Annotated in this window: 15 protein-coding genes; 5 read left to right on the top strand and 10 right to left on the bottom strand. The window is 59.2% G+C overall.

Annotated elements, in window-relative coordinates:
- Positions 1-32: 32 nt before the first annotated feature.
- From ACWPM9_RS22845 to ACWPM9_RS22815, 7 genes are all read right to left on the bottom strand, one after another.
- On the bottom strand, positions 33-3,509 hold the full coding sequence (locus ACWPM9_RS22845) for an AAA family ATPase (RefSeq protein WP_484758112.1): 3,477 nt from the start codon (positions 3,507-3,509) through the stop codon (positions 33-35).
- Positions 3,509-4,774: a metallophosphoesterase family protein gene (locus tag ACWPM9_RS22840; RefSeq protein ID WP_484758111.1), complete on the bottom strand. Its 1,266-nt coding sequence runs from the start codon at positions 4,772-4,774 to the stop codon at positions 3,509-3,511. Before ACWPM9_RS22840 ends, ACWPM9_RS22845 begins: the two co-directional genes overlap by 1 nt.
- Positions 4,775-5,057: 283 nt before the next feature.
- Positions 5,058-6,620 carry an FGGY-family carbohydrate kinase gene (locus ACWPM9_RS22835; RefSeq protein ID WP_428188796.1) on the bottom strand — a complete coding sequence of 521 codons (1,563 nt, stop codon included), beginning with the start codon at positions 6,618-6,620 and terminating at the stop codon, positions 5,058-5,060.
- 16 nt (positions 6,621-6,636) lie between these two features.
- A complete protein-coding gene (locus ACWPM9_RS22830; protein ID WP_484758161.1) occupies positions 6,637-7,554 on the bottom strand; it encodes an ABC transporter permease in 918 nt (305 codons plus the stop codon).
- Between the two features lie 86 nt (positions 7,555-7,640).
- Entirely contained in the window at positions 7,641-8,624 is a 984-nt protein-coding gene (locus ACWPM9_RS22825) for an ABC transporter permease (RefSeq protein ID WP_428188797.1), read from the bottom strand.
- The gene (locus ACWPM9_RS22820; RefSeq protein WP_484758110.1) at positions 8,617-10,107 is read right to left on the bottom strand and encodes a sugar ABC transporter ATP-binding protein; all 1,491 of its coding nucleotides are present in this window, start codon (positions 10,105-10,107) and stop codon (positions 8,617-8,619) included. Before ACWPM9_RS22820 ends, ACWPM9_RS22825 begins: the two co-directional genes overlap by 8 nt.
- Before the next feature lie 82 nt (positions 10,108-10,189).
- A complete protein-coding gene (locus ACWPM9_RS22815) occupies positions 10,190-11,176 on the bottom strand; it encodes a substrate-binding domain-containing protein (protein ID WP_484758109.1) in 987 nt (328 codons plus the stop codon).
- Between the two features lie 155 nt (positions 11,177-11,331).
- Between ACWPM9_RS22815 and ACWPM9_RS22810 the strand changes: the two genes are divergently transcribed.
- A complete protein-coding gene (locus ACWPM9_RS22810) occupies positions 11,332-12,345 on the top strand; it encodes a substrate-binding domain-containing protein (protein ID WP_484758108.1) in 1,014 nt (337 codons plus the stop codon).
- 39 nt (positions 12,346-12,384) lie between these two features.
- Here ACWPM9_RS22810 and ACWPM9_RS22805 read toward each other — a convergent pair whose 3' ends face one another.
- Genes ACWPM9_RS22805 through ACWPM9_RS22795 form a run of 3 tightly spaced genes read right to left on the bottom strand, consistent with a single transcriptional unit; the run spans position 12,385 to position 14,285 of the window.
- Entirely contained in the window at positions 12,385-12,825 is a 441-nt protein-coding gene (locus ACWPM9_RS22805; RefSeq protein WP_484758160.1) for a YqaA family protein, read from the bottom strand.
- 39 nt (positions 12,826-12,864) lie between these two features.
- Entirely contained in the window at positions 12,865-13,581 is a 717-nt protein-coding gene (locus tag ACWPM9_RS22800; protein ID WP_484758107.1) for an aspartate/glutamate racemase family protein, read from the bottom strand.
- Positions 13,578-14,285, bottom strand: coding sequence for a GntR family transcriptional regulator (locus ACWPM9_RS22795; RefSeq protein WP_428188802.1), 708 nt, complete (start codon positions 14,283-14,285; stop codon positions 13,578-13,580). Before ACWPM9_RS22795 ends, ACWPM9_RS22800 begins: the two co-directional genes overlap by 4 nt.
- Positions 14,286-14,410: 125 nt before the next feature.
- Here ACWPM9_RS22795 and ACWPM9_RS22790 point away from each other — a divergent pair, with 125 nt between their 5' ends.
- The 4 genes from ACWPM9_RS22790 (at position 14,411) to ACWPM9_RS22775 (ending at position 19,077) form a co-directional block, all read left to right on the top strand.
- A complete protein-coding gene (locus ACWPM9_RS22790; RefSeq protein ID WP_484758106.1) occupies positions 14,411-16,114 on the top strand; it encodes a thiamine pyrophosphate-binding protein in 1,704 nt (567 codons plus the stop codon).
- Positions 16,114-17,367 carry an NAD(P)/FAD-dependent oxidoreductase gene (locus ACWPM9_RS22785; RefSeq protein ID WP_484758105.1) on the top strand — a complete coding sequence of 418 codons (1,254 nt, stop codon included), beginning with the start codon at positions 16,114-16,116 and terminating at the stop codon, positions 17,365-17,367. Before ACWPM9_RS22790 ends, ACWPM9_RS22785 begins: the two co-directional genes overlap by 1 nt.
- 26 nt (positions 17,368-17,393) lie before the next feature.
- Positions 17,394-18,368: a TRAP transporter substrate-binding protein gene (locus ACWPM9_RS22780; protein ID WP_428188805.1), complete on the top strand. Its 975-nt coding sequence runs from the start codon at positions 17,394-17,396 to the stop codon at positions 18,366-18,368.
- 169 nt (positions 18,369-18,537) lie between these two features.
- On the top strand, positions 18,538-19,077 hold the full coding sequence (locus ACWPM9_RS22775; RefSeq protein ID WP_484758104.1) for a TRAP transporter small permease: 540 nt from the start codon (positions 18,538-18,540) through the stop codon (positions 19,075-19,077).
- Positions 19,078-19,082: the final 5 nt, after the last annotated feature.

The raw sequence follows: 19,082 nt of genomic DNA, 5'->3' as shown, positions 1-19,082 counted from the left end.
AGGCAGCGCGATGGGCTAGCACTGCCGTCGCATCATGGCAGCTTATGAATTTTCACATCCGGTACCACTGACTGGGCGATTTCGCACAAGTGCCAGTGATGGGTAAGATAAATGACCTGACCGACCTTCGACATGTCGCCCAGCAGACGAAACACCTCTTCAGAACGGGGATTGTCGAAGCTTTCCATGATGTCATCGGCAATGAAGGGAACGGCGGGACGGACGGCTGCGAACTCCTCATAGCCGGCCAGACGCAAGGCGAGATATAGCTGGAACTGCGTGCCGGTCGACATGTCTTCCGCAAGCTTGGAGCTTCCGTCCCGGGCAACGCCGATCAGGATTTCCTTATCTTTGTCAACCTGTGTGGCAAGGCCGGAATAATTGCCTCCGGTAATGAGGCTGAAGGCTTCCGAGGCCCTGTTCATCATCGAGCTACGGTGCTTGTCACGATAGATATGCAGGGCCTTTTCAGCTGCCAATATGCCGGTTTTAAGCGTCAGGTAACGGGTGGCGAGATCCTCTATCTCGAGAAAGATGGTCTTTCGCTTGGCCTCGATCCTGGCCACAGCGTCGTCTCCACCGACGGCGTCGAGCTTGTCCTTGGCGCGCGTCATGTCCGCATAGAGTTCTCGCGCCCGTTCGGTTAGGTCATCGATGCGGGTGGCAAGCTCCATTGCTTCTTGCTCTATCGCTTCTGCGTCAATGTCTTGCAGGTGCTGCTGAGCCGCTTCAAAGCTTGGTACTCGCAAGCTTTGCGCGATCTGCTCGCGAAGTTCGGCCATGCGGGCCTCAACCCGTTCGCGCTCTCTGGCCTGATCCAGAAATCCTGCAACGGAGGCCAGAGTGTCAGTTCCGAAATAAGCCGTCAGTTCACCCTTGCGGGCGTTATGGACTGCAAGTTCTGCTGAAAGGTCTGCACGCTCGGACAGCAGTTTTTCGAGATCCAGCTGGCGGTCAGATTTTGTCTGTTGTTGACGGCGCGCGGCGTTTTGTCTTTCGAGCAATCGATTGGCGAGCGCCAGCGGGTCATCGATATCACGATCCTCATCAAGCTTGCCAAGCAGGTTTTCGAGGTCGTGGCGAAATCTCGCCTGATCACGCTCCATGGCTGTGACGCGTTGCGTCAATTCCTGGCAGTCTTTCAAAATGGCGGGCAGCTTGGCAAGCTCTTGGAGAATATCGCGAATGGCGGCAATCGATCCGGCCTTGTCGGAAAGCCAGGTCTTTGACAGCGCCTGTTGCCAGGCCTCCTGCCATTTGTCGGCATCTTCCTGCGCCTCGCTCAGGTCGCGCTCGCGCTCGGCGACGTCGCGCGCCAGATCGGCCATCGTTTTGGCGTGACCTGCCTTGGCAGCAGCTCCGGATTTGAGTCGCGTCATCAGTGCCGAGGCGGCCCGGCTCAGTTCCTGGGGCGTTGTCTCGTCACGATTATCCGCTCCAGCCGCAACCAGCGCAGTCTCCAACTCGGCGCAAACGCTTGTCAGCTCTGCGCTCAAGTCAGCAATGGTCGTTTCTACCTGCTCCAGATCGGTCCAGACCGACAGGGTGTCAGCGCGTCTGCTGGACCAGCTTTCCAACATCGCCAGCCTCTGCAGCGCATCGGGTTCCGTCACAAGCTCGTCCGGCAACTGAGCGGCGATGCGCTCGCCAAGTGCGGACTGCTCGGTCGATGCCTCGTCCAGCAACTCCCGCTCTCGCTCGATTGCGGCCCTCGTCTCCGCAATTTTCTGATTGAGGTGGCGTAATTCTGCCAGTTCGTGGGCCCGTGCCAGGCGGTTGTGAGACAGAACATCGTCTCGGCGCAACGCCTCTTCGAAAGTCAGTGCTGACGCTCTGTCCAGCGCTACGATATGGGCTTGCCATGCCGCATCCCGGTCTGCCCGTACCGATTGCGCTTCCGCATCGCCAATCGCGCCGCCAGCGGTGAAGGCGGCAAATCGTGCCTCTAAAGTCACCAGTTCGGTCGTGACAGCGCGGTGACGATCTCGGTGATCGGTCACACGTCGATCAATCGACGTCGCCAGATTGCGCCATAGCTCGATCTGCCGCGCGTCGGCTGTCGGAGTAGCGGCAAGCTCTTCCCTGTTGCCAGACCATGGCGCGAGCATCAGCGCGTGGCTTTCCAGCTTGCGCTGCAATTGCGTGCGGGCACGCTCTTCGATGGCAAGACGCGAGACAAGATCCGATGCAGTCAGGCGTGCAAGCCCGGACTCCAGTTTGGCCAGCATGCCTTCGTCAAGTGTGTTGCCGATATCGTGGTCCGCGTCGTGGTCTTCCTCAATACGCCTGAGACTATCGTGACTGCGCTGCAATTCACGCTTGGCGGCGGCAAGCCGTGCCTCAACGCCTGAACGTTTCTCCAGCAGGTCATGAATGATCGCCGTGACCGAAGTCGGCAGCAGCAGGCTTTCCGGGCTCTCGTCTGCTGGACGTTCGAGATCCACGAGCAGACGCGAAAGCGCCCCCTGTTGTTCAAAGAGAGACTGACGCCGTTTTGGCAGGTCGTTTTCGGCAGACCGAAACCGGGCAATGCCATCGCCAAGCATGTCCATCGCAGAGGCAATGGCGAGGCCCTTCTCGTCGATGACGATGGCATCGATTTCGCCTGAAAGCTGCTCGATGCCACGGTCCTTTTCCTGCAGCAGAGCCTGCAGCCGTGTCTCGTCGCGCGATAGCTGCGGCAGGAGCGCAAACCACTCGGATGGCGGTCGCGGCAGTTCGATCTGGTTCGCGGGGTCGTTTGCCAGCCGGGCCAGATCCAGGGCGAGCGGCAGGGCGGCCAGGATCCTTGTCAGCTCGGCATGCCGTGTTTTCGCGGCGGCCAGTTCAACCGCTGCGGCATCGTATGCGGATGTCGCCTGCAGATGCGTTGCAGAGAGCGCCGCATGTGCAGCTGCAAATGTGTCGATTGCGTTGCGCTCGGTCTTCAGCGTTTCAAGTGCACGCTTCAGTTCGGCAAGCCTGGTGCTCGACGACCGCTTCTTGTAGACGGATGCCGCCTCTTCTGTAGCCGCGGCGAGCGACTTGCTGAGGCCGGCAAGACCGGAGCTTGCGGAAAACAAGAGCTCACCCAACTCCCCCTTGCTTTGAATAATCGCATTGCCACCTTCCTTGAGCGACTGGTCATCCAGAGAAAACATGGTGCGATAGGCGTCGCGCGTAATTCCGCCGAGAGCCGCGACGAGAAGCGCATCATTGACTGGCGTTCCCCGCGCATCCACGAGACTTCCTGTCCGCTGTTTCAGCCGGGCAAGCTCGTGGACCGCGCCGTCGATATCCAGCTGCGCACCGATGCGCATCGAACCGTAGGGATGCAGAAAATTGTACGGTGTCTGCTGGTGCATTCCAAACAGCAGGTCGAGATAGGCCGCAAAGGTCGTCGACTTTCCAGCCTCGTTGAGACCGTAGACGATGTGAAAATCCGGCTGCCCATTCTCGGCCTTGCCGAAATCGATCACATGATCGGTGAACTTCCCATAACGTGTGAGGTCAAGACGATTGAGGCGCATCAGTTGTCGTCTCTTTCGGCTGCGCTCATGCGTGCTGTAATGTCATCGGTCCCTTGGGCCAGCAGGTGATCTATGAAGCGGTCAAACGCTGCTTCGTCATCACCGGCAAAGGTCCGGCTTTCCGGCGGCAGATCGGACATCATTTCCCGCACCATGTCTCGAATCTCAGTGCGAAAGCCGTCACCTGCAATCACGTCGTCACGCATCAGGTGACCGAGTTCGATGACGGGATCGGCACTTTCCTTGGCCGCTTCGCCGGGTGGGCGTACATCAAGTTCCAGTTTCTCAATCCATGTATTGCCAATCCGTTCGCCGCGCTGCTCAGCCTCGGCGGTCATCAGATCGATGTCGCGGCGAAGCTTGAAGGAAAGCAATGTCTCGCCGGACATCCGCAAGCGGGCGACAAGATGGGGGGAAACGGTATGGTCGCGTTGCCTGGCAAGCGCCGTCTCGATTGCCTGGGCCGCTTGCGCCCAATCCGTCACCTCAGACAGATCGACATTCACGCGCTCGAACTGGGCGATGCCGGTCAGCCGTTCTTCCACGGTGACCTTGCGATCGTCGGAAATCGTCACCAGCGACACGGTTTTCGCACCGGCTTCGTTGATGTCGCGGCCCTGTGGCATACCCGGCATGATCACGGTGCGAGCGCCGAGATGATCGCTGCGTTGATGGATATGGCCGAGAGCCCAATAGTCGAAACCGGAGCCGTGCAAATCTGCAACATTGCAGGGTGCGTAAACATCGTGGCCAGGCGCGCCGGCGAGGCTCGTATGCATGATGCCGATGTTGACCGCGCCAGAGACCGGTGATTTGTATTTCGGCAGCAGAGACTCCGGGGCCTGCGGCTTTGCAAAACTCATGCCGTGAATAGCAACGGAAAGCCCGTTTGAATCCGTTTCGATTGCCTCGGCTCGTCCGCCAAAGACTTTCACATTGGGTGGTAGAACCAGTTCCTGCGTGATTCTCGACAAGGCGTCGTGATTGCCGCGAATGATGTAAACGGCAATACCGGCCTGATGCAGCCGCTCCATCTGGCCGGCGAGAAAACGAGCCGTCTTCATCGATGTCTGGTCGCCATCATATAGATCACCGGCGATTACCAGCGCATCGACCTGTTCCTCAAGGCATATATCGACGATGGCAATCAATGCCTGCCGTGTGGAATCACCGATCAGTTCCGCCAGTTCACCATTGCGCATTGCCAGCGAACGAAGCGGTGAATCGAGATGAATGTCGGCAGTGTGAACGAAGCGAAATGGCATTTGGGATTCCGGTGATTGTTTGCCCTTATAGGGCAGATCTGCCGGCCAATGCTACCTCATGATGACGTGTACATTCTGGAGCATCAGGCACTCCGGCGGAACTGAGCGAGCCTCGATGTCTTGTCTGGCCGCGCAGAGGCTTTGAATACAGTGACTCCGACCCTGAGGCAGTTTGCCTCAGAGTTCGCTTTGGAACACAGGGTTTGCATCAATGGTGCCGGTGACAGGCAAGGGACAACTCACGCTGGCAAAGCCGATGTAAATCAACAGGTTTGTGTTCGTCTCACGCCTTGGTATCGAGCGAGTACAGTTCCATGAAGACCCGATAGCGGCCTTCGTGCATGTCTTTGCTGGCCGGGTCCGGAAGCAATATATCTTCACCCGGTGTCAATTGTCCGGCGATCGACAATAGATCACCATCCGACTGCGGCCCCAGCGCTGCCACCGCAGCACCGAGAAGGACCGGTTCAGGCGCTTGTGAGAGCACGACGCGGCATCCTGTTCCATCGGCATAGAGCTTGCGCAGAAGCGGGGAACGGTTGTGTCCGCCACTTAAATGCAGAGTATCGATGGCGTAGCCGTTTGCATTCATCCGATCAATAATGAGCTTCGTGCCATAGACCAACGCTGTGGCGGCCGCCCAATAGACCTTGATGAAGCTCTCTTTGGGATCGTCCAGGGAGAGACCGGCAATCACGCCTCGAATGTCAGGATCGGCATAAGGAGAGCGATTGCCAATGAAGTCCGGCAGCACATGGGTGCGCGGCGCTGGATCATTACCATTTTCAAGACGTTCCAACAGCAGCGTCGACAGAGCATCATGCGGGTTGTCGCCAAATTCCTTGCCAGCAGAAAATAGTGCCACCAGATGGTCCAGCAAGGCGCCGCTGATACTTTGGCCACCCTCGTTTGCAACATAACCGTCGCATAGCGCACCGGGGTAAGGACCCCATACGCCGGGGACTTCCTGACGCTCCGGCTGGGCTGCAATATGGCATGTCGATGTCCCGGCGATAACGGCAACCCGTCTTGCGGGGGCATCTGTCAGGCTGCGTCCAAGCGTGCCCAATGCACCCGCATAGGCGTCGATCATGCCCACAGCGAAAATGCAATTGGTGGTCAGGCCAAGATCGTCTGCCGCCTCTTCGGTCAGCGGTCCAAGCGTTGCACCCACGGGCAAAGCCTGTTCGGGTAGTCCGGCCCGAACGATCACGTCTTCCATCGAGATCTGACGCAGAAAGTCACGATCCCAACCCTGGCCGGGACGCGGATCGAAAGTCCACTTGCAGGCCAGCATGCAGACCGAGCGTTCCCGCGAGCCGGTGCACTTGAAGCCGACCCAGTCACCGAGATCGCCAGCATAACCGATCTGCTGATAGAGATCAGGACGGTTGCGCTTCAGCCACATGAGCTTGGGCATCTCCATTTCCGGTGACATCACGCCACCCAGATTGGCAAGCGGTTTGGCGCCTGTTGCTGTGCATTCCGCCGCTTCCGCTGTGGATCGGTGATCCATCCAAACGATGATGTCCCATTTTTCATCACCATCGGACAGGCAAAGTGGCTGGTCATCCTTGTTCAGCAACACAAGCGAGCATGTGGCGCTGACGGAGACGCCCGAAACGCTCTCAGGCGCAATACCGGCATTGGTGACAGCCGTTCGAACCGAATAGCAGATTGATCGCCATATATCCGTGGAGCTCTGCTCTACATGATGCTCTTGCGGGCGGTTGAGGGCGATCGGCATCTTTGCCTCCGCCAGCATATTTCCTGCCCGGTCGAACACGCCGGCACGGGCGCTGCCGGTGCCGATGTCAATGCCGACGACGTAATCTTGAGTGCTCATGCTGCCGCTCCGCCTGTTAGGATTTCTTCAAGAAGGGTGCGCGCACGATCATGACAATGATCAGGAAGCCGCCCCAGACTGCGGTTGCGAGATGTTGACTGGCACCCATCAGGTTCATGCCCGATGCGATGACCTGCAGGCTCATCAGTCCAAGCACCAATGGCAGCACACGCCCAAATCCGCCGAACGGGTTTGAACCCGCCAGAAAGCAGGCAAGCACCGTGATCAACAGATAGCTTTCGCCATGCCCGATGCGGACCGAGTTGAAACGCGCGAGCATGACCATTCCGGCAAGTGCCGACAGCAGGCCGGAGATCATGTAGAGAATGATCAGAACCTTCTTCACGTTGATTGCGGAGTATTCCGTGGCCTTCAGGTTCGATCCCAGCATGTGAATGGAAAAGCCTGCTCGGGTGAACTGCATGAAGTAGGCAAGGGCTGCGGCGGCGCCGAGGAAGATCAGCATTGGTATCGGAATGCCGAACACGCTGCCGCTACCCATCGCCTGGAACGCATCCGGCATGCCGGAAATGCCGCCACCACGGGTTACGAATTCTCCGAGCCCGCGCAGAAAGATCATAGCCCCAAGCGTGACGAGGATCGGATGCGCGCCGACATAGGCGACGATCACACCTATCGTCAGGCCGGCAAGCGCACCGGCGACAAGCCCGCCGGCAATGGCCACTGGCATGGCCGCAATGCCGGCACCCACAAGTGCGCCCTTGACCAGCCATGCAGTCGTCAAGCCGGCAATATTGGCCGTGTAGGTGACGGACAAATTGAGGCCACCTGAAATGATCGGCACGAACATGGCCAGAGACAGAATACCAAGTTCAGGCAACTGGACCGCCATGGAGGACAAGTTTCCGGCGCTCAGAAATCCAGGCGCCATGATCGAAAACACGGTGATGCTGACGATCAGCAAAGCCAGCATGACCAGAAGCTCGACCGTATCCTTGCCGAGCCTGGGAGCAGGCTTGGTCGAGAGAGTGGTGTTCTTGACGTTGTCGGTTGCCATGATCAGACCTCCCTGCCCTTAGACTTGAACGGCAGGATATTGCCGAGATTGCTGGCGGTGATCGCGATCAGAATGATCAGGCCGACAATCATGCGGAAAGCGTAAGGGGTGACGCCCAGGAGATTGAGACCGTTCTGCACCACGGCAAGCAGCAGCACGCCGAGAATTGCGCCTGCAACGGTTCCGCGGCCCCCGCCGAGCGTTGCCCCACCGAGGACAACGGAGGCGAGGATCGGAAGCTCTTCACCATTGAGTGCGTTGGGCACGGCTTCTTGAACGATATGCGCCTGCATAAGGCCCGCAACACCGGCACATATTCCGAGCCAGCCATAGGCAAAGGCAATCACCTGCCAGTCGCGCACGCCGGAACGACGGGCCGCTTCCGGGCTGGAGCCGAAACCATAGACAGCGCGGCCGAAGCCCGTGCGGTTCAGGATCAACCAGGTCACTGCGGCCATCACGATCATCACGGCGACGGGCAGGTAAAGTGTTGCCGTGCCACGGTCGGCTGGAAGCGAAACGAGGGGAACGGCATCGTAGAGCCAGTCGGGAATGTCGTAGATCGACACTCCTTCCGTGAAATACATCAACAGGCCGAAATAGAGGTTGAACGTACCAATCGTCGCGATGATGGAAACAATGCGGAAGCGCTGGATGAGGAAGGCGTTGAACAATCCCAGAAGGCCGCCAAAGAGAATGGCAAGCACAAACCCGAAAAACCAGTTTCCGCCCCCGATGGGCAAAAGCAGGCTGAGCACGACGTATTGAACGACAGAGGCCGCCACCGCGAACGAGATATCGATGCCGCCGGCGATCAGAACCACCACCAGACCAACGGCAAAGATGATATTGACCGATTGGTTGTTGAGAAGGTCGAAGAGGTTTTGCACAGTTGCAAAACTGTCTGTCGTCAGCCCCAGAACGATACAGAGGCCTGCGATCAGAAGGGCGAGCACACCTTCGGTGCCGAGCCTGACACTACGCATTGATCATCTCCTCCAATGCCTGTTCCGTGATGTCTGCAGGCCGTACTTCCGCCGCCATGCGGCCTTCGCGCAAGAGAATGACGCGATCGCAATTCTGCCAGACTTCACCGGCCTCGTCAGAGATGAGGATGATCGCCATGCCCTGTGCGGCCAGTTCCCGCACGATCTGGAAAATGCCCTCCTTGGCACCGACATCGACGCCGACCGTCGGGCAGTCGAGGATCAGCACATCGGGCCTTGTGGCAAGCCACTTTGCCAGGACGACGCGCTGCTGATTGCCGCCCGAAAGCGATGATACCGGCAAGTCTGCATCCGAAACCTTGGTCTTCAGACGCTCGATCCAATCCGCCGTCAGTTGCCGAATACGTCGCGGCGACAGGTAGAAGCGCGGCTTTTCCAGTTCGGGCAGCACGGTCGCGACAGTATTCATATTGATCGACTGGCTCTGAACCAGACCGAGATTAAGCCGGTCTTCCGACACATAAGCGATTCCGGCATCCACAGCGTCGCGGTTGGACGACAGTTGCAATGGCTTGCCGTCTTTCAGCATCTGCCCCGCAGTCGGCTGGGTCATGCCGAAGATGACATGGGCAAGCTCGGTGCGTCCTGCGCCCAAAAGTCCTGCCATGCCGAGGATTTCGCCGCGACGCAGATCGAATGAGACATTCTCGAACTCGCCATGACGGCTCAAACTCTTCAACTCAAGCACTGTCTCGCCAAAGGTTGCGTCGGCAGCGCGTGGCTCCAGGTTCAGTTGGCGACCCGTCATCAGCTCCGAGAGTCTGGACTGGGTCATGCCTTCGGTTGGAAAAGTACCAACGAGCTTGCCATTGCGCAGCACCGTCACGCGGCTGCACACATCCAGCACTTCCGAAAGCCGGTGGCTGACGAAGACGATGGAAATGCCCTGCTTGGACAAGGAACGGGCAATCTTCAGGAGCACATCGACTTCGCGGCTTGTCAGCGAGGCGGTCGGCTCGTCCATGAATATGATTTTTGCGTCGGCGCGCATCACGCGGGCGATGGCAACGAGCTGACGTTTGGCAATCGTCAGATCCTGTACCAGGGCGTCAGGGTCGAGATCGACGCCAAGCCTGGAAATCACCTTGTGCGCTTCCGCGCGCGCGGCTTTTCGCGACAGCGGACGCAGCGGATGGGTGACATAGTCGTCGAATACAATGTTTTCTGCCACGGTCAGATGGGGAAAGACCGCAAGGTCCTGCCAGATGACGTGGATGCCGCGCGCGCGCGCATCATGCGGCGACATGGACTTCACCTGCTCGTCGCCGAACGTGAATTCCGCGCCGGCCTCAGGTGTGTAAACGCCGTTGATGATCTTGATCAGCGTGCTCTTGCCGCAGCCGTTCTCGCCGGCGAGGCATAGAACCTCGCCGCGGCGCAATTCGAACTCGACGTCTTCGAGAACACGCGCCTGACCAAAGACCTTGCTTATATGTCTGGCGTGGATTGCAATTTCTGTCATTGAATTCATGTCCTTGCCGGGACCTTATCGGTCAATCGCCCGGCATCGGGGATGCCGGGCGACCTGGATACAAAGAGATAGATCAGAGGCCAAGCTTGGCCAGATCGTCCACCGTGTCCTTGTTCAGCTCAAGAGGCTTGGAGGCGAAGAGAACCTTGCCTTCCATCTTGACCGGGCCGAGAACCGGCAGATCGGCGCCGTCCGTGACCTGGCCGCCCTTGACGAGCATGTCGCCGAGCGCAACGAAGGCCTTGCCGGCCTCAAGCGGGCTCCACTGGAAGCCACCCGTGATGACGCCTTCGTGAACCAGACGCTTGCCCTGGCCCGGGGAGAAGAGACCGAGAACCGCAACCTTGCCGGCCAGGCCACGTTCCTTGACGGCGCGCGCCGCACCGATGGTGCCCTGGCTGCCGAAAGACATGATGCCTGTCAGGTCCTTGTGCGCACGGATCAGGTCGAGCGCAGTGTCGCGGCTGTCGTCAACGCTTTCGGCAACACCGAAACGGTCTGCGGCCTGCTTCATGTCAGGGCAATTTGCCTTGAGCCAATCAACAGCTGCATCAGCCCAGGCATTGTGTGCCGGAACGTTGAGGCCGCCGACGAAAATGGCATAGGAGCCTTTGCAATCGGTGGTTTTTGCCAGCAGTTTTGCATGTTCTTCGCCAAGCTGTTTGGCCGAGATCATTTCAAAGTCATAATCGATATTTTCGGAGTTCGGGCTTTCATGCGTGAGGACCACGATGCCCTTGTCTCGTGCCTTCTTCAGGACGGGTTCGAGGACCTTGGCATCGTTGGGTACAACGCCGATGACGTCGACGCCGCGTGCGATGAGATCCTCGACTGCGCGGACCTGAAGTGCCGGGTCAGCACTTGTCGGACCCACCATGAAGGCATTGACGCCCAGAGCGTCGCCTTCTTCCTTGATGCCTTTTTCCATGGCGTTGAACCACGGGATACCGCCCACTTTGGCAACGACGGCAATCGTCGGCTTGTCGGCCGCAAGGCTTGCGCCCGCGCTGATCATGGTACCCGCAATTGCGGCGGCCAAAATGAATGCTCTGCGTTTCATGGCGTCCTCCCAGACGTCGCCGACTTCTCATCTGTCGGCTAGGTTGCAAATTATTGCACCATCCTTTGTGCAAGGTTGCGCAATCGGTTGTGCATTATCTTCTTGCAGGTTTCGTTGTCAATGGTAATTTCCCGATTCACGTCAGGAGCCCTGTTTTGCGCGTAAACACCCCGAAACGTCTTACCATCTATGATTTAGCCAAACTTGCCGGGTCATCGCCCAGCACGGTCAGCGCGGTCTTGAACGGCACATGGCAGCGCCGTCGGATCAGCGAAAAGCTGGCCACGCGCATTCTCACGCTTGCCGAAAAAGAAGGCTTTTCGTTGAATATGCAGGCGCGCGCGCTGCGCAGCGAGCGGTCCGGGATCATCGGGATGATCGTGCCGATGTATGACAACCGTTACTTCAGTGCCATCGCGCAGCACTTTGAGACAGAGGCGAGAAAGCGGGGCCTCTTCGCAATCGTTTCCTGCACAAATCGCGACCCGGCACAGGAGCAGGCAGCAGCCCAGATGATGCTGTCCTATCGGGTCGAAAAACTCGTCTGCACCGGGACAACCGATCCCGACAGCATCGCGGAAATGTGCCGTGCCCACGGTGTCGATACACTCAATCTCGACCTGCCCGGAGAGTTGGCGCCATCGGTGATCTCGGCCAACCGCCAGGGTGCTCACGCGCTGACCGATGCGATTATCAAGCGGCTTGACGATGCAGGCAACAAGGGAAAACCGATCCTTTTTATCGGCGGGCGCAGCAGCGATCACAATACCCGCGAGCGTATAGCCGGCTTCGAGGACGCTCTGCGCGCACATGATCTGGTGGCATCGCCGAGTGACATATTGCCGTGTGGATATGCCGGCGAAAAGGCACAGGCGGCTCTGGAGGAATATGTCAGCAAACGCGGCGCGCTTCCGGCCGCCATGTTCGTCAATTCCACGATTTCGCTTGAAGGTATCGGCTCCTGGTTCCACCAGAGCGGGCATCAAATGGATGAAGTTATCTTCGGCTGTTTCGACTGGGATCCGCTGGTTTCGGTTTTCAGCCCCAAGCTTGTGATGGCGCGCCAGAATGTGCCTGAAATGATCGCCGAGCTCTTCGCGCTGATCGGCGCGCCCTCACCTGATCCGAAGACCTTCATCGAGATCCCGCCAGAAATCGTCGGCCTTTGACCCGTTGGAGAGGCTGATCGTCAATCCGCGTGCCTCAAGCTACCCGATGACATTCAAGGTCAGCGCGGCGACGGCTATATAGCGGACGAATTTGGCGATGGTCACAAGTACGACAAATGTCGCAAGTGGCTCGCGCAGCACGCCGGCAACGACGGTCAGAGGATCACCGACGACGGGTACCCAGCTCAAAAGCAGTGACCATTTGCCATAGCGCCGATACCAGTCTTTGGCCCTGTCGAGCATTTCTTCGCTGACTGGAAACCACTTGCGATCGCTGAAGCGCTCGACGCCTCTACCGAGGAACCAGTTGACGATGGAACCCGCGACATTGCCGGCGGTTGCGACAAGCACCAAAGACCATGCCGAAAGGCCGCTCACCGTGATCAATCCGGCGAGAGCTGCTTCCGACTGCATCGGGAGGATAGAGCCCGCGGCAAGTGCGGTCAGGCACAACCCTCCATAGGTCAGCAGACTTGTGATCACGGGCGGTATCCTGGCGAAAGGAAGACAGAGGATCCTTTACGCCTCGAAACGGCGGGGCACCAGTGCGCTTTGAAACCAGCGCACGAATGTTTCTATTGAAAATACTGGTAGTCCGGTTGCAGCGCGGATGTCTGCCGCATAGGGCACCATATTGGTGCATTCCAGCACGAGGGCGCCAAGGTCTGGATGTGCAGCCACGAGCGCGCGCGCGGCATCGATATTGTCGGCGCGGGCTGCCTCTACGTCCAGCTCGATCTCGTTGCCGAGAATGGCCCGCGTGAATTCCCGCCCGCCTTCCGTCGTTCCAATAGGGGTGCCGTCGGGCACACCCGCCGTCTCCAGATGGGCAGGCGTCAATGTCGAGGCGGAGATTGTGAGAATTCCGGCACGGCGGCCGGGTGCCAGCAGCCGGTTGACCATGGCGACCTGCATCAAGGACGAGGTCGCGACCGGCACGGATAGGGCGGCGGCGAGCTCCTCCTGGAACAGCGACAGAAATCCGCAATTGGTGGTGACGCCATCGACCCCGTCATCCACCAGCTCGCGGGCTGCCGTGATGAACGTCTGCAGCAGGCCTTCCGCGCCCTTGCGCACCACACGATCCGGTGAAGCGCCACGCACGACCTTGTAATGCACCGGGAACGGCCAGCTCGTGGCATTGCCCATATCGCCCGGAATGCGCGGAAACTGCGCCTCCAGCATCAGGATACCGACCGATGCGCCGTAAACCGCCTTGCCGCCCTTTACTTTCATTCCACACATTCCTCGTTCTGGAGACGACGCTCGAACAGTTCCTCGGGCCCGGCGACATAGATATTCGAATAGCCCTCGCGGACAGAGGCTATGATCTGATCCATGCGTTTGACGATATGGCCGCGCATGAGAAGTACTGCCGCATCCATGTCGCGGCGCTGAATGGCATCCATGATACGGCCGTGCTCCCCCTTGGTGCGGGTCACGGCGGCGGCCATATCGACCCAGCGGATGAAGCGGATCCTCTCGTTGATCTGCGCCAGTTGACGGTGAAGCTCACGGTTTCCCGACAGTCTGGCAATCGCCAGATGAAAGGCTTCATCGGCAGCACTGGCCTCGCCGATAGTGCGCCCCGCATAGAGCAGGCCGTCCTGATATTCGTTGTCGCGGAGGATGGAAATGTCAGCGTCACTGGCGCGTTCGCACAACAGGCGCACCGCTGTTTCCTCCAGCACCGCGCGGATTTCGTAAAGTTCGAAAATCGACTGGGCGTCGAGCTCGCGACAGAAGAAGCCCTTACCCGGCTGGAAATCGATCAACTGCTCGGCCACTAACCGGTTCAGCGCCTCACGCAACGGCGTACGACTGGCGTCAAGCTCACGCGCCAGCGCGACCTCGTTCAGGCGCTCGCCGGGACGAATGCGGAAGTTGACCGTCATTTCCTTCAGCTGCGCGTAGAGAGCCTCGACCCGTCCCTCGCTCATTGCCGCTCCTGCCTAATTTCATCGGGCCTTCTTGACACATGTCCCGTACATACTCAACATGCAGATCTGTATACAGTTCAGAATGCAAATATTTCGACGATCATTTCGCAAGGACCATCTCCAACATGACAGACCAGAGCCGCCCCAACACGCTGACAGCCGCCGAGGCGATGGTGCGCATGCTCGAGGCCCATGGGGTGACCCACATGTTCGGTCTGTGCGGCGACACCACGCTGCCCTTCTACGATGCCTTGGCGACTGTCGATCACGGCATTACCCATATCCTGACACGCGACGAGCGCCATGCCGGATACATGGCCGACGGATATGCCCGTGTCACCGGAAAGCCGGGCGTCTGCGAAGGACCGTCGGGCGGCGGTGCGACCTATATCCTGCCCGGTCTGGTGGAGGCCAATGAAAGCTCCATCCCGATCCTTGCGATCACCAGCGATGTGTCGACCAATTCGCGCGGGCGCTATCCCTTGACCGAGCTGGACCAGGTAGCGCTGATGCGACCGCTGACAAAATGGAATGCCTCGATTGACGATCCGTCCCGACTTCCGGCCATGGTGCGGGCAGCATTTCGGGCCATGACCACGGGCAGGTCGGGTTCGGCTCATATCGCCCTGCCCTTCGACACCCAGAAGGGCGCATCCGATCCAGGCGAGATCTGGGCCGATCCTCATCATCAGCTCTTTCCGACCGAACGGGCAGCGCCCGACCCACAGGCCATCACCGACGCCGCCGATGCGCTGCTGTCGGCCAAAACTGCCGTCGCCATTTGCGGCGGCGGCCCGGTCATTGCCGGCGCAGAGGCCGAACTTTTGCGTCTGGCCCACCTGCTGGACCTGCCGGTCGCCACCACGGTTTCTGGCCAGGGTTCGATTGCAGAAACCGATCCGCTGGCAGTGGGCGTCGTGGGCTCTAACGGCGGCGTGCCGTCCACCCGCGCTGTCGTCGATGAGGCCGATCTCGTGCTGTTCATCGGCTGCCGTGCCGGCTCGGTAACAACCGAACGCTGGCGCTCTCCAAAGAAGCAGACCCGCATCATCCATATCGACAGCGATCCGCTGGTGATCGGCGCCAATTATCAGACCGAAGTGGCCATCTGTGCCGATGCCAAACTGGCCCTGGCAGCACTCTGCGAGGAACTGGAAAGCAGAATGCCTTCCGTCTCGCAAAATGGCGCAGCACGTGCCAAGCGCGCCTGGGATCTGAAACTGGCGGCCTTCACGCCGTTGGCCCAATCCAGTGACACACCCATCAAGCCGGAGCGAGTGGTTGCAGCCCTCAGTTCGCTGCTCGATGACGACGCGATCATCGTGGCTGATCCCGGTACGCCCTGCCCCTATTTCTCCGCCCATTATCGCTGGCGCAAATCGGGGCGTAATTTCATTACCAACCGCGCTCACGGCGCGCTTGGCTATGCCCTTGCCGCGTCGATGGGTGCCCATGTCGGCCGACCCGACGTCAAAACGGTTGCCGTCATGGGCGACGGTTCCTTCGGTTTTTGTTGCGGCGAATTCGAAACCATCGTGCGCGAGAATATGCCGATTACCGCCATTGTCTTTTCCAACGCCACCTATGGCTGGATCAAGGCGGGCCAGAACACCGGCTTTGGCAAACGGTTCTACAATGTCGACTTCAACCGCACCGACCATGCCGCTGTCGCCAGCGCCTTCGGCGTCAAGTCCTTTCGCGTCGAGGACCCCGAAATGCTGATCCCGGTTTTGACGGAAGCACTCAACCATGACGGACCGACACTGATCGATATCATTTCCCAGCCGCTGCATGAGGCCGCGGCTCCTGTCAGCGAGTGGGTTGCGTAATGACACCATCCGAACCAAAGCATGTCGTCGTCGTGGGGGCCGGCATCGTCGGTGTCTCGGCCGCCATCTGGCTGCAGCGGGCTGGACACACGGTAACGCTCGTCGATCGCCTGGGTGTTGGCGAGGGCACAAGCTACGGCAATGGCGGGGTGCTTGCCTCCTGCGCCTGTGTACCGGTGACGGTGCCCGGCCTGTTGCGCAAGGCGCCGCGCATGTTGTTCGACCCCAATCAACCGCTCTTCCTGCGCTGGCCCTATCTGCCGAAGCTCGCGCCATGGCTGATCCGCTATCTCAGCCACTGCAACAAGACGGATGTCGAGCGCATAGCATCCGCCATCCACGGCGTGGTTGGCGACAGCCTTGCCGACCATCAGGCACTGTCTCAAGGCACAGGTGCCGAACGCTATGTGGTCCCGTCTGACTATGTCTTCGCCTATCAGGATCGTGCCCATTTCGAGGGGGACGCCTATGGCTGGTCGATCCGCAAGGCGCATGGCTTCGGCTGGGATGAACTGGAGGGCGCCGCTTTTCAGGAGTATGATCCCGGTCTGTCCAAATCCCTCGGCCTCGGCATCCGGGTTGGCGGTCATGGCCTGATTGCGGACCCCGGTGCCTATGTGAAGGCACTGGCAGCCCACGCCCAGGCCGGCGGCGCAACATTCCGCAAGGGTGACGTCGATGACATCGTCCATGACCATGGCAAGGTGAGCGGCGTCCGCATGGGCGGCGAGACGCTTGCCTGCGACGACGTGGTGATTGCGACCGGTGTCTGGTCCAAGCCCCTTTCAAAGAAACTCGGCCTTGACGTGCCGCTCGAAAGCGAGCGCGGCTACCACATCGAACTGCTGGAACCCAATATCATGCCCCGCTCTCCGGTCATGATCGCGTCTGGAAAATTCGTTGTGACGCCGATGGAGGGCCGTATCCGGCTCGCGGGCATGGTCGAATTTGGTGGACTGGAAGCGCCGGCGTCTCGCGCGCCGTTCGCGCTTTTGATGCGCAATATCAAGGCGGCGATGCCCTCCCTGACATGGACAGAAACCCGGGAATGGATGGGCCATCGTCCGGCACCGGCGGATTCCATTCCGGTGATCGGCGCAGTGCCCAAGATTGCCGGTGCCTGGCTCGGCTTTGGTCATCATCATATCGGTCTGACCAGCGGACCGAAGACCGGTCAGCTCCTGGCACAGATGATCTCCGGGCAAAGATCGAATTTGGACCTTGCACCTTACGCACCGATCCGCTTTCAATAGCGGCACAATCAAAAAGGGGAATGACAATGAAAAAAACGATCGCTCTTCTCGCTGGCACCGCCTTCAGTCTGGCCTTTGCAACCTCGGCCTTCGCTGAAAAATGGGACATGCCGGTTGCTTATCCGGCCAGCAACTTCCACACCGAAAATGCGGTTGCCTTCACCAAATGTGTCGCGGACGGCACCAAGGGTGCGCTCGAGATCGTCGTCCATGCCAACGGCTCGCTGTTTGCCGGCAACGACATCAAACGCGCTGTGCAGACCGGGCAAGCCCCGATCGGCGAGCGCCTGCTTTCGGCGCATGCCAATGAGAACCCGCTCTTTGCGGTTGATTCCATTCCCTTCCTTGCCAGCTCGTTCGATGCATCTGACAAGCTTTGGGCCGCAGCCATCGACAAGGTGAGCGCCGCTCTGGAAGCGCAAGATCTGGTCTATGTCTATTCCGTCGCCTGGCCGCCACAGGGCCTCTATACGAAAAAGGAAGTCAATTCTGCAGCCGACCTCAAGGGCGTCAAGTTCCGCGCCTATAATGCGGCAACTGCTCGCATCGCCGAACTGGCCGGCATGGTTCCAGTGCAGATCGAAGCCGCTGAACTCAGCCAGGCGCTGGCAACAGGCGTTGCCGACAGCTTCATCTCGTCCGGTTCGACAGGCGTTGACTCCAAGGTCTGGGAGAGCCTGAAATACTTCTATGACGTGCAGGCCTGGTTGCCGCGCAATGTCATCTTCGTCAACAAGGGTGTCTATGACGGCCTCGACGATGCATCCAAAAAGGTCGTGATGGATTGCGGCGCCAAGGCAGCAGAAACAGGGGAAGCAACCTCGCGCGAACTCACTGCCAAATATCTCAAGGAGCTTGCCGAGAACGGCATGATCGTGGGCGATCCCGGTGAACAGCTGAAGAGCGATTTCGAAGGCTTTGGCGCAACCATGACCGAAGAGTGGCTCGCCAAGGCTGGTCCGGACGGCAAGGCCATCATCGACGCCTACAAGGCCAACTAACAAGATCTGACGGAACGACAGCCCGGCGTGACGCGTCTGGCTGTCGCTCACGATTCGCCGCGTTCAACCCATTGTGTCCGCTGCGCTTCCTCTCTGTTTTGGTGCATGTCATCGCCCCCGAAGATCACACCCGATTTGGTGTGACATGCTTGAATGTCGAAGGGACGTCATGAACGGATCGATCCGCAAAAACCCGGTGCGCCTGGTTCTTGACCGCGTCTACGATGCAGCAGGTATCCTTGCTGCTATGTGCATGATCGCCATATTGGTGGTGATCGTCGTTCAGATGGTGGCTCGCTGGTCGAGCATGACCTTTCCGGGCGGCGCTGAATATGCGGGCTATCTGATGGCTTCGGCCTCGTTTCTGGCCTTTGCCCACGCCCTCAACCATGGCGCTCATATCCGCGTCAACCTTCTGCTGACGGCCCTCGGCCGCAACAAGTTCTGGGCAGAACTATGGTGCCTGCTCATAGCCACGGCAGCCTCGACCTATGTCGCATGGTATGCCGTCAAGCTGGTCTACTGGTCGCGACGCTTGGGCGACATCAGCCAGGGTCAGGATCAGACCATGCTGTGGATCGTGCAATTGCCGATGGCGGTGGGGGCGATCCTGCTTGCCATCTGCTTTGCTGACAATCTTGTCACCCTGATCTTCACCGGCCGGGACAATATCGCATCGGATTTGGCCGAGCAGAGCCACGGCGAATAGGGGCA

It is taken from the genome of Agrobacterium sp. H141, assembly GCF_057158725.1.
The sequence above is the reverse complement of the archived record's forward strand: the minus strand, read 5'-3'. Positions and strand labels throughout refer to the sequence as shown.